This window comes from Aminobacter carboxidus, assembly GCF_014863355.1.
Lineage (GTDB): Bacteria > Pseudomonadota > Alphaproteobacteria > Rhizobiales > Rhizobiaceae > Aminobacter > Aminobacter carboxidus.
The window spans coordinates 343,648-357,458 of the sequence record NZ_JACZEP010000003.1; the positions used below are offsets into that span (position 1 = coordinate 343,648).

The 13,811-nt window shown below is 63.2% G+C and carries 15 protein-coding genes; 9 read left to right on the plus strand and 6 right to left on the minus strand.

The window, feature by feature from the left end; translation table 11 throughout:
* Positions 1-4: 4 nt before the first annotated feature.
* The 4 genes from IHE39_RS13515 to IHE39_RS13530 form a co-directional block, all read right to left on the minus strand.
* Positions 5-925: a branched-chain amino acid ABC transporter permease gene (locus IHE39_RS13515; RefSeq protein WP_192566822.1), complete on the minus strand. Its 921-nt coding sequence runs from the start codon at positions 923-925 to the stop codon at positions 5-7.
* Between the two features lie 256 nt (positions 926-1,181).
* Positions 1,182-2,318 carry an ABC transporter substrate-binding protein gene (locus IHE39_RS13520; RefSeq protein ID WP_184770528.1) on the minus strand — a complete coding sequence of 379 codons (1,137 nt, stop codon included), beginning with the start codon at positions 2,316-2,318 and terminating at the stop codon, positions 1,182-1,184.
* A gap of 42 nt (positions 2,319-2,360) precedes the next feature.
* Complete coding sequence (kynA, locus tag IHE39_RS13525; protein WP_192566936.1) at positions 2,361-3,158, minus strand: tryptophan 2,3-dioxygenase; 798 nt, start codon at positions 3,156-3,158, stop codon at positions 2,361-2,363.
* A 35-nt stretch (positions 3,159-3,193) separates the two neighbouring features.
* Complete coding sequence (locus IHE39_RS13530) at positions 3,194-4,819, minus strand: AMP-binding protein (RefSeq protein ID WP_192566823.1); 1,626 nt, start codon at positions 4,817-4,819, stop codon at positions 3,194-3,196.
* A 314-nt stretch (positions 4,820-5,133) separates the two neighbouring features.
* Between IHE39_RS13530 and IHE39_RS13535 the strand changes: the two genes are divergently transcribed.
* The 7 genes from IHE39_RS13535 (at position 5,134) to IHE39_RS13565 (ending at position 10,299) form a co-directional block, all read left to right on the plus strand.
* Complete coding sequence (locus tag IHE39_RS13535) at positions 5,134-5,961, plus strand: hormone-sensitive lipase (protein WP_192566824.1); 828 nt, start codon at positions 5,134-5,136, stop codon at positions 5,959-5,961.
* A 393-nt stretch (positions 5,962-6,354) separates the two neighbouring features.
* Positions 6,355-7,233 (plus strand): ABC transporter substrate-binding protein, encoded by an 879-nt coding sequence (locus tag IHE39_RS13540; RefSeq protein ID WP_192566825.1) that lies wholly within the window; start codon positions 6,355-6,357, stop codon positions 7,231-7,233.
* A complete protein-coding gene (locus IHE39_RS13545; protein WP_192566826.1) occupies positions 7,230-8,231 on the plus strand; it encodes a FecCD family ABC transporter permease in 1,002 nt (333 codons plus the stop codon). The genes IHE39_RS13540 and IHE39_RS13545 overlap by 4 nt, the downstream gene beginning before the upstream one ends.
* On the plus strand, positions 8,228-9,022 hold the full coding sequence (locus IHE39_RS13550; protein ID WP_184770598.1) for an ABC transporter ATP-binding protein: 795 nt from the start codon (positions 8,228-8,230) through the stop codon (positions 9,020-9,022). The genes IHE39_RS13545 and IHE39_RS13550 overlap by 4 nt, the downstream gene beginning before the upstream one ends.
* Before the next feature lie 256 nt (positions 9,023-9,278).
* Positions 9,279-9,590: a hypothetical protein gene (locus tag IHE39_RS13555; protein WP_192566827.1), complete on the plus strand. Its 312-nt coding sequence runs from the start codon at positions 9,279-9,281 to the stop codon at positions 9,588-9,590.
* Positions 9,591-9,637: 47 nt separating this feature from the next.
* Complete coding sequence (locus tag IHE39_RS13560) at positions 9,638-9,931, plus strand: hypothetical protein (RefSeq protein ID WP_192566828.1); 294 nt, start codon at positions 9,638-9,640, stop codon at positions 9,929-9,931.
* 47 nt (positions 9,932-9,978) lie between these two features.
* Positions 9,979-10,299, plus strand: coding sequence for a hypothetical protein (locus tag IHE39_RS13565; RefSeq protein WP_434781313.1), 321 nt, complete (start codon positions 9,979-9,981; stop codon positions 10,297-10,299).
* A 35-nt stretch (positions 10,300-10,334) separates the two neighbouring features.
* Here the strand turns inward: IHE39_RS13565 and IHE39_RS13570 are convergent, their stop codons facing one another.
* Entirely contained in the window at positions 10,335-11,177 is an 843-nt protein-coding gene (locus tag IHE39_RS13570) for a LysR family transcriptional regulator (protein ID WP_192566829.1), read from the minus strand.
* A gap of 125 nt (positions 11,178-11,302) precedes the next feature.
* Between IHE39_RS13570 and IHE39_RS13575 the strand changes: the two genes are divergently transcribed.
* Both IHE39_RS13575 and IHE39_RS13580 read left to right on the plus strand, forming a co-directional pair.
* Entirely contained in the window at positions 11,303-11,965 is a 663-nt protein-coding gene (locus IHE39_RS13575; protein WP_246471055.1) for a 5-formyltetrahydrofolate cyclo-ligase, read from the plus strand.
* Between the two features lie 130 nt (positions 11,966-12,095).
* Positions 12,096-12,503 (plus strand): globin domain-containing protein, encoded by a 408-nt coding sequence (locus tag IHE39_RS13580; protein WP_192566830.1) that lies wholly within the window; start codon positions 12,096-12,098, stop codon positions 12,501-12,503.
* A gap of 53 nt (positions 12,504-12,556) precedes the next feature.
* On the opposite strand, the gene ftsZ is transcribed toward IHE39_RS13580, so the two are convergent.
* Entirely contained in the window at positions 12,557-13,591 is a 1,035-nt protein-coding gene (gene ftsZ, locus IHE39_RS13585; RefSeq protein WP_184770537.1) for a cell division protein FtsZ, read from the minus strand.
* Between the last annotated feature and the right edge of the window lie 220 nt (positions 13,592-13,811).

The window sequence follows — 13,811 nt, forward strand, 5'->3', positions numbered from 1 at the left end:
GCCCTCACGACTGCGCCGCAAACAGGCCGCTCGGCCTGAAGGCAAGGATGAGCGCCATGACGATGTAGATCAGCATGGAGGCAAGTGCTGCACCGATCAGTCCGGCCTGTGCCGCCGGCATCATCAGCGCCAGGGCCTTGGGCAGCAGGAAGCGGCCCATTGTGTCGACGACACCGACGAGGATCGCACCAAACAACGCGCCCTTGATCGAGCCTATGCCGCCGATGACGATGACCACGAAGGCGAGGATCAACGCCGGCTCGCCCATGCCGACCTGTACCGATTGCAGGGCACCGACAAGCGCCCCGGCAAGACCGGCAAGGGCAGCACCAAGTGCGAAGACGACGGTGTAGAGCGTACGGATATCGACGCCGAGCGCTGCGATCATCTCGCGGTCGGATTCACCGGCGCGGATGCGCATGCCGAGCCTTGTGCGCGAGATCAGCAGATACAGGCCCAGCGCGACCACCACCCCGACGCCGATGATGGCGAGGCGGTAAAGCTGGTACTGGCCGCCGCCGGGCAGGGGCACCGCACCTTGCAGCAGCGACGGGATGTCGAGATAGAGCGGGAACGAACCGAACAGCCAGCGTGTGCCTTCGGAGAAGATCAGGATCAGCGCGAATGTCGCCAGCACCTGGTCGAGATGGTCGCGGTCGTAGAGGCGGCGTATCACGGTCACCTCGATGATCGCGCCAGCTGCGGCCGCAGCGACCAGGCTCGCCGCAAGGCCGATCCAGAACGAGCCGGTGGCCGCCGCGACCGCCGCACAGGCAAAGGCGCCGATCATGTAGAGCGAACCATGGGCGAGGTTGATCAGGCCCATGACGCCGAAGATCAGCGTCAGGCCGGCGGCCATGAGGAACAGCATCACCCCGAGCTGTAGCCCGTTGAGAAGTTGCTCGATGAGCAGTGCGATGGACAAGGGGACGCTTTCGCTGGCTGGATTGTCGGTTCAGTGCGGCGGGACGCCTGCCGCGCTTCTATGCGATATCGGAGGACGTCGACCCCCACTCCGGTTTGCTTCGCAAACCACCTCTCCCCCGTTCGACGGGGGAGAGGAAAAGCCGGCTGCGTCTTGGCTCCTTTCCTTACCCCCTTTTGAGGGGGAGAGGTGCCGAGCGCAGCGAGGCGGAGTGGGGGTCGGACGCCCCATGTAAGGCTAGCCTGCTATTGGCTAGCTACATCTTGCACTGTTCGGCGTAGGCGTCCTTGTGGTGTTCGAAGGCGGTGGCGACGATCTTGTTGGTTAGCACGTCGCCTTCCTTGACCACTTCACGCACGTAGATGTTCTGCACCGGGTGGTTGTTGGTGTTGAAGGCGAACTCGCCGCGCACCGACTTGAAGTCGGCCGCCTTGAGAGCGGCGCGGAAGGCATCCTTGTCCTTGACGCTTGCCTTCGACAGGGCTGCCAGGATCAGGTTTGCGGTGTCCCAGCTCTGGGCGGCGTAGACCGAGGGCAGGCGCTTGTATTCGGCCTGGAAGGCTTCGACGAAAGCCTTGTTGGCTTCGTTGTCGAGGTCCTTGGACCAGCTGGCCGAGTTCTTGACGCCAAGGGCGGCGTCGCCAACCGCCGGCAGGATGTCCTGGTCGAAGGAGAAGCCGGGTCCCATGACCGGGATGTTTACGCCCGATTGGGCGTACTGCTTCATGAACGAGATGCCCATGCCGCCGGGCAGGAAGAAGAACACCGAGTCGGCACCGGAATCGCGGATCTGGGCGATCTCGGCGGCGTAGTCGGTCTGGCCGACCTGGGTGTAGACTTCACCCGCCAGCTCGCCCTTGTAGTAGCGCTTGAAGCCGGTCAGCGAGTCTTTGCCGGCGGGATAGTTCGGGGCGAGGATGAAGGTCTTCTTGTAGTCCTTGTTGGCGTATTGGCCCATCGCCTCGTGGAAGTTGTCGTTCTGGTAGGCGACGTTGAAATAGTTCTTGTTGCACTTGGCGCCGGCCAGCGCCGAAGGGCCGGCATTGGGCGACAGGTAGATAACGTCCTGCGCCACCGCATTCGGCACCACGGCCATGGCGAGGTTCGACCAGATGATGCCGGTCAATAGGTCGACCTTGTCGCTCTGGATCATCTTTTCGGCCAGCTGCACGGCGATCTCGGGCTTCTGGGCGTCGTCCTCGACGACCAGCTCGACATCCTTGTTGCCGGACTGCTTCATCGCCAGCGTAAAGGCATCGCGCATGTCGACGCCAAGGCCGGCACCGCCGCCCGAAAGCGTGGTGATGACGCCGATCTTGACCGGCTCGGCGTAGGCAAGGCTGGATGCCGCCAGTGACAGGCCGAAAATTCCGGCCGCAATGATCTTCTTCATTAGATACTCCTCCCTAGTGTTCCCGTTGTTGTTTGAAGTCTGTTAGAGCCGGGTGCGAACTTTCCAGAGTTCCGGAAACAGTTCAACCTCCAGCATCTTCTTGAGGTACGAGGCGCCCGATGTGCCGCCAGTGCCGCGTTTCATACCGATGATGCGTTCGACCGTGGTGACGTGGTTGAAGCGCCAGCGACGGAAGTAATCTTCGAAATCAACCAGCTTCTCGGCCAGCTCGTAGAACATCCAGTAGCGTTGCGGATCGCGATAGATCGTCTGCCAGGCGACAAGCACCTCTTCGCTCTCGCTGCGGGTTTCGCGCCAGTCGCTACGCTTGCCGTCGGCACCGATGTCGAAGCCGTTGCGTCCGAGAAGCAGGATCGCCTCGTCGTAGAGCGAAGGCTGGGCGAGCACCGCTTCGAGCTTCTCGGCTAGTTCGGGCTGGTGCGCGTGTGGGCGCAGCATGGCGATGTTGCGATTGCCGGCCATGAACTCGATGGCGCGATACTGCCAGGACTGGAATCCCGAGGACTGGCCGAGCGAGTCGCGAAACTCGGTGTATTCGCTCGGCGTCATCGTCCTGAGAACGTCCCAGGCGCTGTTGAGCTGTTCGAAGATGCGCGACACGCGTGTCAGCATCTTGAATGACGGTTCGAGCCTGTCGGCACGGATCGAGCGGATCGCCGAGCCGATCTCATGCAGTGCGAGCTTCATCCACAGCTCGGAGGTCTGATGCTGGATGATGAACAGCATCTCGTCATGAGCGGTCGAAAGCGGCGCCTGGGCGTCGAGAATCTTTTCGAGATGCAGGTAGTCGCTGTAGGACATGCGGTCCTTGAACGACATCTGCGCGCCCTCGGTGGAGGGATCGTACGGCTTGCTCAACTCATCTTCTCCGCGCGCAACCGGAAACGCTGGATCTTGCCGGTCTGGGTCTTGGGCAGGGCGTCGATGAACTTCACCGAGCGCGGGTACTTATACGGTGCGATCGTTGCCTTGACGTGATCCTGCAGCCGCTTGACGGTCGCGGCATCGGCGGCCACGCCGGCGACCAGCACGACATAGGCTTCGACGATCTGGCCGCGTTCGCCGTCCTCGGCACCGATGACGGCGCATTCAGCGACTTCGGGATGCGAGAACAGGGCCGCTTCAACCTCGGGGCCGGCAATGTTGTAGCCGGCGCTGACGATCATGTCGTCGGAGCGGGCCGCGAAATGGAAGAAGCCGTCCTCATCCTGGTAGAAGGCGTCGCCGGTGACATTCCAGCCGTCGCGGACATATTCGAGCTGCCTGTCGTCCGACATGTAGCGGCAGCCGGTCGGGCCGCGCACGGCGAGCTTGCCGACAGTGCCGCGCGACACTTCGTTCATGTCGCCATCGACAATCCGCGCCTCATAACCGCCGACCGGCTTGCCGGTGGAAGCGGGCTTCATGTCCTCGAAGCGGTTGGAGATGAAGATGTGCAGCATTTCGGTGGCGCCGATGCCGTCGAGGATCGGCTTGCCTGTTTTGGCCAGCCACTCCTCGAACACCGGTCCGGGCAAGGTCTCGCCGGCTGATACCGCGACACGCAGCGACGACAGATCTGCACCTTCGTCCATTGCCTTGAGCATGGCGCGATAGGCGGTGGGCGCGGTGAACGAGATCGTCGCCTTATAGGTCTCGATGATGTGGATCATGTTGGGCGGCGTCGCCTGCTCGAGCAGCGTCGCTGCGGCACCGAAGCGCAGCGGAAAAATGGCCAGGCCGCCAAGGCCGAAGGTGAAGGCGAGCGGCGGCGAGCCAACGAAGACGTCGTCGGAGGTCACCGAAAGCACCTCTTTGGCATAGGCGTCGGCGATGATCAGCAGGTCGCGATGGAAGTGCATCGTCGCCTTCGGCACGCCCGTGGTGCCAGAGGTGAAACCGAGCAGGGCGACGTCGTCACGGCCGGTTTTCACAGCTTCGAAGATGACGGACTTGTCCAGTGCGATGCGATCGAGCTCGGCGTCGTGATTGGCGGTGCCGTCGAAGCCGATCACGGTCTTGAGGAAGGGACTGTCCTTGGCGCAAGCGACCATTTCATCCATGAGCCGCGTGTCGCAAAGCGCGATGGTGATCTCGGCCTTGTCGACGATCTTGGTGAGTTCGCCGGCGCGCAGCATCGGCATGGTGTTGACGACGACAGCCCCTGTCTTGGTCGCGGCAAGCCAGCAGGCGACCATGGCGGGGTTGTTGGCCGAGCGGATCAGCACGCGGTTGCCAGGCTTGACGCCGTAGTTCTCGACCAGCGCATGGGCGAGGCGGTTGGTCCAGTCGGACAGCTCCTTGTAGGTGCGGCGGCGGCCATTGCCGATCAGGGCGGTGTGATCGCCCAGGCCCTTTTCGACCAGGCGATCGGTCAGCTCGACGGCTGCGTTGAGATGCTCGGGATAGTCGAAGCCATCGAGGAGGAAGTCCGGCCACTGTCCCTCAGGCGGCAGGTTGTCGCGGGTGAAGGTGTCGATATGCGCTGACGGTCCGAGCATTCTGCGGCTGTCCCCTACCTGCTCCTCGGCATGACGGAGCCGTCATGCGTGCGTTGGAATGCGTTACTTCGGGGGAGGTGCCGCGCCACAACGGGGCAGCCGTTCGGCACAGGCCGCGGCACCCATCTTGCGCGATCGGCATTGCGACCGGCGTCTGGCACAGCGAGACCTCCCACGTTCTCGACTGATGGCCGAGAATTGCACCGGACCAAAATTATTTCAAGCATAAAGTTTCTGGCTCTGGCCCATTGACGCGATCCGGCCCGCTGGCCATTGCTATGCGCCTGATTGCTGCCGCTTGGAGGGATGCCCGCATGCTCGAACGCCGTATCGCCGATTGGGACAACGCCTACACCAATGGCGCCAACATCGCCGGCGGCGACCGTTGGCCGGCCGCGTGGGTGGAGCCGGCGCAGTCGTTTCGCGACACCTTGTCGGCGACCGATAGGGCGCAGCTCGACATCGGCTACGGCGACAAGCCGCGCAACCGGCTCGACTTGTTCCTGCCTGAAGGCACGCCCAAGGGACTCGTCGTTTTCGTGCATGGCGGCTACTGGATGGCGCTCGACAAGAGTTACTGGTCGCATCTCGCCAAGGGCTCCGTCGATTTGGGCTACGCGGTGGCGATGCCCTCCTATACCTTGTGTCCGGAAGTCAGGATCGGCAACATCGTGCGTGAAGTCGGCGCGGCGATCGGCAAGGCAGCCGGACTGGTCGAAGGCCCGATCATGCTGACCGGCCATTCCGCTGGTGGTCACCTTGTCTCGCGCATGGTCGCATCAGGTTCGCCGCTGGCGCCGGAGGTCCAGGCGCGCATCCGCCATGTCGTCTCGCTGTCGGGGGTGCATGATCTCAGGTCGCTGATGAACACCGGCATGAACAAGACGCTGCACATCGACGAAGCCGAGGCGTTGGCCGAGAGCCCGGCGCTGCTGCGGCCGATGGCCAACGTCCGCATCACCTGCTGGGTCGGCGGCGGCGAGCGCGCCGAGTTCCTGCGCCAGAACGACTTGCTCGCCAACATCTGGACCGGCCTTGGTGCTGCGACCGGTGCAGTGGTCGAACCCGACCGGCATCATTTCAGCGTCATCGACGGACTTGCCGACAAGGATCACGCGCTGACACGGACCTTGCTTGGCTGAACATGTGCGGAGTGTGAGATCGTGGCGGTGTGCGAGCAATGTCGTTGGTCTCGGCGCCGACATCGTCACCGAGATCCAATTTGGCGATTGGTTCAGTTTCCGCGACCGTCTACGAGGCTTCCATCGGCACTCTGTGGAGTTGCCCCGGTCGGGCACTCTCTTTTTTGCTGCGTGCCCGGAATGGCTCAATCTCATTGAAAACAGGATGTTCGTGGTCAAGCTACCTTGATATGTGAGGGTGGATTTCGCCGGCAATTGCACTTCCGATGAGTGACCGAAATTTTCGGCCGAGAACCTGTTCGCCGAACAATATATTCGACCGTCACCAACTTACCGCGCGCAGGGACGAACCTTCAATCTGAGCTTCACGCGTGTGTTCTGATGAGAGGTAACATGCCCACCAATCGTCTCGGCTATGCTCGGTTTCGAGCGTGGCTGCCCGCCCTCGCGGGCCTGGCCGCAGTGTCCGGTTCATCCGTGCCGGCAGCTGCCCAACCGCCAAAGCGTGTCGTGTCGATGAATGTCTGCACCGATCAGCTGGCGATGCTTGTTGCCGGCGAGAGGCAACTGCATTCGGTCTCCCACCTTGCAAGCGATCCCAACACGTCGGTACTGGCAGACCGGGCCAGGGGACTCGCGGTCAATCATGGGCTCGCCGAGGAAGTGTTCCTGATGCATCCGGACCTGGTGCTCGCCGGTACCTACACGACACGGACAACGGTGGCGCTGCTGAGGCGGCTGGGTGTCAGGGTTGAGGAATTCGCGCCCGATAGCTCCATCGCCGACATCAGGACCAACATCCTGCGCATGGGGGAGGTGCTGGAGCAGCGCGAGCGGTCGGCCGAGCTGGTCGCCGAGCTTGAGCATGGCCTTGCCGAATTGGGCAAGGGAGGCGCCTCGCACAAGACCGTCGCGACCTACTATGCCAACAGCTACACATCAGGTGCCGGAACGCTTGTCGATGAGATCGTCAAGCTTTCGGGGCTGGTCAATGTCGCGGACAGGTTGGGTCTCAGCGGCACGGCGCGGTTGCCACTGGAGATGCTGGTGCTGAGCAAACCAGACTTGGTCGCCGGTGGCGACGAAGACTATGGCGCCCCGGCACTCGCCCAGGAGAACTTCGTCCACCCGGCATATCAGGCGGTCGCAGAGCGGGGCAGCGCGGTGGCGGTGCCGTCGCGCTACACCATCTGCGGCGCGCCCTTCACGCTCGAAGCCGCCCGCCTGCTGCGCGACGCCGCAAGCCAGCTGGACAAGGAAGAGGCCAAATGAGCGATACCTCTCGCTATCGGCTGGTACTGGCCGCTCTCGCCATCCTCGCCACTTTCCTGTTCCTGCTTTCACTCACCGTCGGCCCGGCGGGTCTCGGTTTCGCCGACAGCATCGCCGCATTGTTCTCCGACAAGGCGGGCGCCATCGAACTGATCATGCGCGAGATCCGCCTGCCGCGTGCACTGCTCGGACTGATGGTCGGCGCAACACTCGGGCTTTCCGGTGCCGCGCTGCAGGGCTATCTGCGCAATCCGCTGGCCGAACCGGGGCTGATCGGCGTCAGTGCCTCGGCCTCGCTGGGCGCGGTGATCGCCATCTATTCCGGCCTGACCATTGTCTTCCCGCTCGCATTGCCGTTGTCCGCCTTGGCTGCGTCCGTGCTCGCCGTCGTCGTGGTTCAGGCGCTTGCCGGACTGCGCGGCAGTACGCTGACAATCATCCTTGCCGGCGTCGCCGTCTCGAGCTTCGCCGGTGCGATGACCTCGCTGGCGCTCAACTTGTCGCCCAATCCGTTCGCAGCGCTCGAGATCATGTTCTGGATGCTCGGTTCGCTGACCGACAGGTCGATGACCCATGTCTGGCTCGCCTTGCCGTTCATGCTGGTCGGCTGGGCGATGCTGGCGGCTCTCGGGCGGGCGCTCGATGCGTTGACACTTGGCAACGAGACCGCGGCGAGCATGGGCATCGACATGCGCCGCGTGCAACTGCTTGCCGTCTTCGGCACGGCGGCTTCCGTGGGCGCGGCAACCGCGGTGTCGGGCGCAATCGGCTTTGTCGGCTTGGTCGTACCGCACATGCTGAGGCCGATGGTCGGCGCACGCCCGTCGCGGCTGTTGCCAGCGAGCGCCCTGGGCGGTGCCTGCATGCTGCTGACTGCCGATATTTTGGTTCGGCTCATCGCGCCTGGCCGCGACCTCAAGCTCGGCGTTCTGACCGCGATCGTCGGCGCGCCGTTCTTCCTGTGGCTTGTCTATCGCACGAGAAGGAAACTTGCCTGATGTTGCTCGATGTTCAAGGTCTTACGGCATCGCTCGGCGGCCGGCCGGTGCTCAAGGGCGTGTCCTTTTCCGTCATGCCAGGCGAATTCATTGGCCTGATCGGGCCGAATGGCGCCGGCAAGTCTACCTTGCTGCGGGCATTGCTCGGCCTGACGCCGGCCGAAGGGGCGGTTGCACTGGGCGCGCTCGACGCCGCTCATGTCACCGCCAAGGAGCGAGCCCGGCACATGGCTTATGTCGCGCAGGAACGCGAGATCGCCTGGGCCGTGCCGGTCGAGATGCTGGTCGGGCTTGGCCGCTCGCCTTATCGGCCAAGCTTCGCATCGCTCGGCCTTGCCGACCGCAATGCCATCGAAGCTGCAATGCGCAAGATGGAGGTCGACAGCTTCCGCGAACGCGCCACAACCGAACTTTCGGGTGGCGAAAAGGCGCGTGTGCTGATCGCCCGGGCGCTGGCGCAGGAGACGCCGCTGCTGCTCGCCGACGAGCCGACGGCCGGGCTTGATCCATCACACCAGATCACGCTGATGCGCCTGTTTGCCGATCTCGCGGCCGGCGGACGAAGCGTCGTGGCTTCGCTACACGATCTCGGGCTCGCCGCCCGCTGGTGCACCCGACTGCTGCTCATCGACGGCGGCAAGATCGTTGCCGACGGCACACCTGATGAAGTGCTGACCGCCCGGACCCTGCGCGACGTCTATGGCGTCGAGGCGTTCTTCGGTGAGAATTCAGGCAGATTGGTCGTCCAGGCACTGGATCTCGTTGCCGCTGACACCAGAGCACGACCATGAAACTGCCTCGGGCAGCGGCTCCCGCGTCGCTGCATTCGCGCCAGCTGCGAGCCTTTCGACTAGGTTTCAGACTTCGCCGATGAAGCAAAATTCCAGATCAAACTAAACTTGATATTTATTGTCATGTTTTATATGGTCCAGTTGTAGTCGAAACGGGACGGTCGCAACGGCCGCCGTCGGGCACGATGGGACCAGGGCAGTGGCAACAGCTCTTTCGGAAATGAATGTCGGGACGCACCGGATCAGCAGGCTGGGCTTGCGGGCAAACAGCGCGGTTGTCGAACTGACGCGTGCCGAGCTTCATCAACTGGTCTGGTCGCGACCGATGACAGAGATCGCCGTGCAGCTTGGCGTGCGCGACCAGCAAGTGGCGCAGGCCTGTGATCGCCATGACATCGCCCGCCCGCAGCCGGGGCATTGGCAGAAACTGCAATATGGCAAGGGAGTCGAGATCCGGCCGCTTTCGACAGACTCCTACGCCGCCGAAGAGCCGGTCGGCATAGCGGGCCGCGAGGCATTCGAGCGTATGCGCGACAACGAGTTTGCGCCGGAGGCCAGCAGGTCATGATGCATTTCAATCCCTACAAGGATTCCAGAGAGGCGTAGGGTGACAGCATGCGCCGCTATCGCGAGACATTCGCCGAGGTCGAAGCCCTGGGCGCCCTGGTTCGCCGGGCAAAGCGGACGGCCGACCTCAGCCTCAAGCGCGTCAACGCCACGCCGCAACCCCACAATGCAGGCAATTCTGCTTTCGCGGTTGAACTCGAGCGCCACCGTGCCGACCGCGAGACGATGTTCGAGGCGATGCGCAAGCTTGAAACCGCGCGCCAGGCGCTGCAGGCAATCGCATCCGATTTTGCCATGGATCAGGACAAAACCGCCCCGATGGATCTGCGCCGCCCTGCCTGAGGCAGCGCCGGATATCACGGGACAACATATCAGCTGGAGACTGTCGAGTGTCAAAGATGGCCGAGATCGAGCGCCGCAGCGAAGAGGCGTCAGCGCATATCCGTGCAACGATCATGAACGAGTTTTGCGAAGTCATGCATAAGACAGGCCTGTCGCCGATCGCGGTGATGCGTCTCGCCGCGCAGGCCGTCGGATCGATCTACCGCGAAGTGGCCGACGTTCATGCCTGCCCTGATGGTTGCCCCTGCGGCTGGCGTCCACATGAAGCTTCCGACATCGAGGTGCTCAGTGCGGCACTTGCAGCTGCGTGCCGGCAGCACCGCTACAACCATGATCTGCGATCGATGCGGGTCATCGGCAGCGCGTGATCCCGCCCACGGCATTGCTCGCGCGAGCGCTCAGTCTATCGGACGGTTTGTCTCAGGCCGAGCAGCGCCTCTTGCACATCCGCGCGCGTTTCGCTCGCCTCTGGCCAGACGGCGTAGACCGGATAGGTAAACTCTGGTGCGCCTTCGACGGTTTCGAGCTCGCCCGCAGCGATCAGGGGCGCAACCACGCCCTTGCGGAAGTAACCCATGCCGCCGGCGCGCAGGATGTAGCTCAGGCCGAGCGGGCCGAGGCCGACGACGAGGCCGGGCTCGCCGAACGCCGTCGAACTGGCATCATGCTGGGCGGCAAACAGCGGTCCCCAATCGACATAGACATAGGTGTCGGCCTCCGGCCTGCCGTTGCCGGGCAAGGTCCTGACCAGGACGAGTTGCTCTTCCTGAAGTATCTCGACCTTGAAGCCGGGCAGCAATTTCGGCGCATAGAGCACGGCGATATCGAGCACGCCGTTCCGGAGCTGGTCGAGCAACTGGTCCGGCACACCGACATGGGCGTGAACGGCAATTTCCGGCGTGGTCTTCTTCATCCACACCAGCCAGTCGAGAAGCAGGGGGTTCCATAGGCTCAGCTCTCCGCCCAGTGCGACGACGCTCGTTCGGCCGGACGGGATGGCCAACTGGTAGCGCGCGCGTTCCCAGATCTGGACGAAGGACTGGGCGAAGCGCTCGAACTCGCGCCCGGCCGGTGTCAGATGCGCCCCGTTGCGGTTACGCACGAACAGTTGCCGCCCGAGTTCATCCTCGAGCGTGCGAATGCGGGCACTGACGGTCGTCTGGCTGACATGGAGCCGATCGGCCGCCCTGAGGAAGCTGCCGCAATGAACGATCTCGAGAAACGTGCGGGCGCGGTCGATGTCCATAGGCGCATTAGTGCAAAATAATTGCATCAATGCAGCATTTAATTCCGTTTGCCTTCCGCATTGATGGAGCGCAGTTTTTCCCTATCGACGATCGAACGTCGCGGCCACAACGGGACACGAAGACGATGTCTGACGAAAAAGGCACTCCTACCGAAACCCGGGCATACGCCTCGCCGCCCTGCCTTATGCATGAGCTTGAGCCTGGCTTCCGGGGCGAGGCAGTTCATTCGGATGCGTGGGCCGATGTCGCGCGCTGGCGCAAGGCGGAGCGGGCACGGCTGATCGGCGAGCGGCTGCTTGCCGACCCTGACGAGCGCAAGGCTCGTTCCGAGCGCATCGCCGCCGAACTCGACCTGGCAATCGGCAAGGTCAGCGGACGCATCGTCAGTGTCTACTGGCCTTTCCGTGGCGAGCCGGATCTTCGCAACTGGGCAGTCCGCGTGATTGGGCGCGGCGGCCGGATCGCCTTGCCCGTCGTCATCAAGAAGGCCTGGCCGCTCGAGTTCCGTGCCTGGTCACCGGGCGACCCACTCGAACGTGGGGTGTGGAACATCCTTGTTCCGGCCAACGGGCCGGCAATCCTGCCTGATGTCGTCATTGCACCGGTCGTCGGCTTCGACGATGCGAACTATCGGTTGGGCTATGGCGGCGGCTTCTTCGACCGCACGCTGGCCGCCATGCCGAAGCGACCGCTTGTCGTCGGCGTCGGCTACGCCGGTAGCCGGATCGCCACGATCTATCCGCAGCCGCACGACATTGCGATGGACATCATCGTTACCGACGAATGAGCGACGGCTAATAGGTCGCAGCCCGCCGCCCTTGTCGCAATGGGCTCTGCTGTTAGGCTTTGACCATGCGATGCCGGATATCAGGACAGCCGGTGCGGCACGCATCGTAACCGGGAGGAGGTCGACTGTCGTGAATGAAGCTGTGCAGCCAAAGGGGCGTTCGCTCTATCTCGAGCTGGGAGGCGAAGACGCCATCCGCCGGTTGGTCGATATTTTCTACGACATCGTCGAGCAGGACGAGGCCGCTGCCGAGCTGCACCTGTTGCACCGCAGGGGCCATGGCGTGGCGCATTCGCGCGAGGAACAGTTCAACTATCTCTCAGGCTTCTTCGGCGGTCCAAGCTATTACGTCCAGAAGCACGGACATTCGCGGCTGAAGGAAATCCACGAGCACGTGGCGATCGGCACGGAGCTGCGCGATCTCTGGCTGACATGCATGCGTCAGGCGGTGGAAAAGGCTGGCCTGTCCGAGCACCTGCAGGCGCTGGTGATGCGCCACTTTACCTTTGCCGCCGAGATGACAAGAAACAGGGATTGAGCCAGTCCAGCCAGCTTCCCAGCCGCCTTGGCGGCTGCTCCCGGAGTTCAGCCTCAGTGGTAGGGCTGCATCGAGCCCGGCGCGGGCTCGCCGCGCATGTTGACGACCGGCTCGCCTTGCGACGTCGGCACTGCCAGCCCGGTAGCAACAACCGACACCTTGAACTGGCCCTGGAGCGAGTTGTCGAAGATCGCGCCGACGATGATGTCGGCTTCGTCGCCGACTTCCTCGCGGATGCGGGTGGCCGCCTCGTCGACCTCGAACAGCGTCATGTCCATGCCGCCCGAGATCGAGATCAGCACGCCCCTGGCACCCTTGATCGAATTCTCATCGATGAGCGGGTTGGCGATCGACGCTTCGGCCGCCTTGCTGGCGCGGTTCTCGCCGCTGCCGACGCCCGTACCCATCATGGCGCGTCCCATGTCGCGCATCACCGTCTTCACGTCGGCGAAGTCGAGATTGATCAGGCCTTCCTTGACGATCAGGTTGGTGATGCAGCTGACGCCGGAATAAAGCACCTTGTCGGCGATGCCGAACGCATCCTCGAAGGTGGTCTTGGCGTTGGCGATGCGAAACAGGTTCTGGTTCGGAATGACGATGACCGTGTCGGCGGCCTGGCGCAAAAGTTCGATGCCTTGCTCGGCCATCTGCATGCGCCGCTTGCCTTCGAAGGTGAAAGGCTTGGTGACGATGGCGACGGTCAGGATGCCTGCCGCGCGCGCGGCCCTTGCAATGACCGGAGCAGCACCGGTTCCGGTGCCGCCGCCCATGCCGGCCGTCACGAAGCACATATGCGTGCCGGAAAGCTGGTCCATTATTTCGTGGATCGATTCCTCGGCTGCCGCCTGGCCGACCTCAGGCAGGGAACCGGCACCGAGACCCTCTGTGACCACGGCGCCGAGCTGAACCAGCTTCGAGGCTTTCGACATGGTCAACGCCTGGGCGTCGGTATTGGCGACGATGAACTCAGTGCCCTCGAGACCTTCGGCAATCATGTTGTTGACGGCGTTGCCGCCACCGCCGCCGACACCGATAACGGTCAGCTTCGGCCTCATTTCCGAGATCTCAGGTTTCTTGGAAGTGTTCATGGTTCCGTTTCCTGCGCAGCGCCCCTGCCCGAATCGGACCGGCTCAGGGAATCAGATTGATCGGGAGGCTGCAAGGAATAGCCTGCCGATTGCGGTTTTTAACCGGCAAGTTCAGGCTTTTGCACGTGTATGTGACGGAGTTGGGCGTTCGATCCGATGTCCGGCCGCGGCGGGCACGGCCGGACAGGCTCGGCTGCCTTGTTGAATTCGAGCCGTTTTC

Coding starts and splice junctions, on each gene's coding strand:
- IHE39_RS13545 (WP_192566826.1), top strand. CDS start 7,230: ATGAGCGATACCTCTCGCTATCGGCTGGTACTGGCCGCTCTCGCCATC.
- IHE39_RS13560 (WP_192566828.1), top strand. CDS start 9,638: ATGCGCCGCTATCGCGAGACATTCGCCGAGGTCGAAGCCCTGGGCGCC.
- IHE39_RS13575 (WP_246471055.1), top strand. CDS start 11,303: ATGTCTGACGAAAAAGGCACTCCTACCGAAACCCGGGCATACGCCTCG.
- ftsZ (WP_184770537.1), bottom strand. CDS start 13,591: ATGAACACTTCCAAGAAACCTGAGATCTCGGAAATGAGGCCGAAGCTG.
- IHE39_RS13530 (WP_192566823.1), bottom strand. CDS start 4,819: ATGCTCGGACCGTCAGCGCATATCGACACCTTCACCCGCGACAACCTG.
- IHE39_RS13540 (WP_192566825.1), top strand. CDS start 6,355: ATGCCCACCAATCGTCTCGGCTATGCTCGGTTTCGAGCGTGGCTGCCC.
- IHE39_RS13535 (WP_192566824.1), top strand. CDS start 5,134: ATGCTCGAACGCCGTATCGCCGATTGGGACAACGCCTACACCAATGGC.
- kynA (WP_192566936.1), bottom strand. CDS start 3,158: ATGTCGTTCAAGGACCGCATGTCCTACAGCGACTACCTGCATCTCGAA.
- IHE39_RS13520 (WP_184770528.1), bottom strand. CDS start 2,318: ATGAAGAAGATCATTGCGGCCGGAATTTTCGGCCTGTCACTGGCGGCA.
- IHE39_RS13570 (WP_192566829.1), bottom strand. CDS start 11,177: ATGGACATCGACCGCGCCCGCACGTTTCTCGAGATCGTTCATTGCGGC.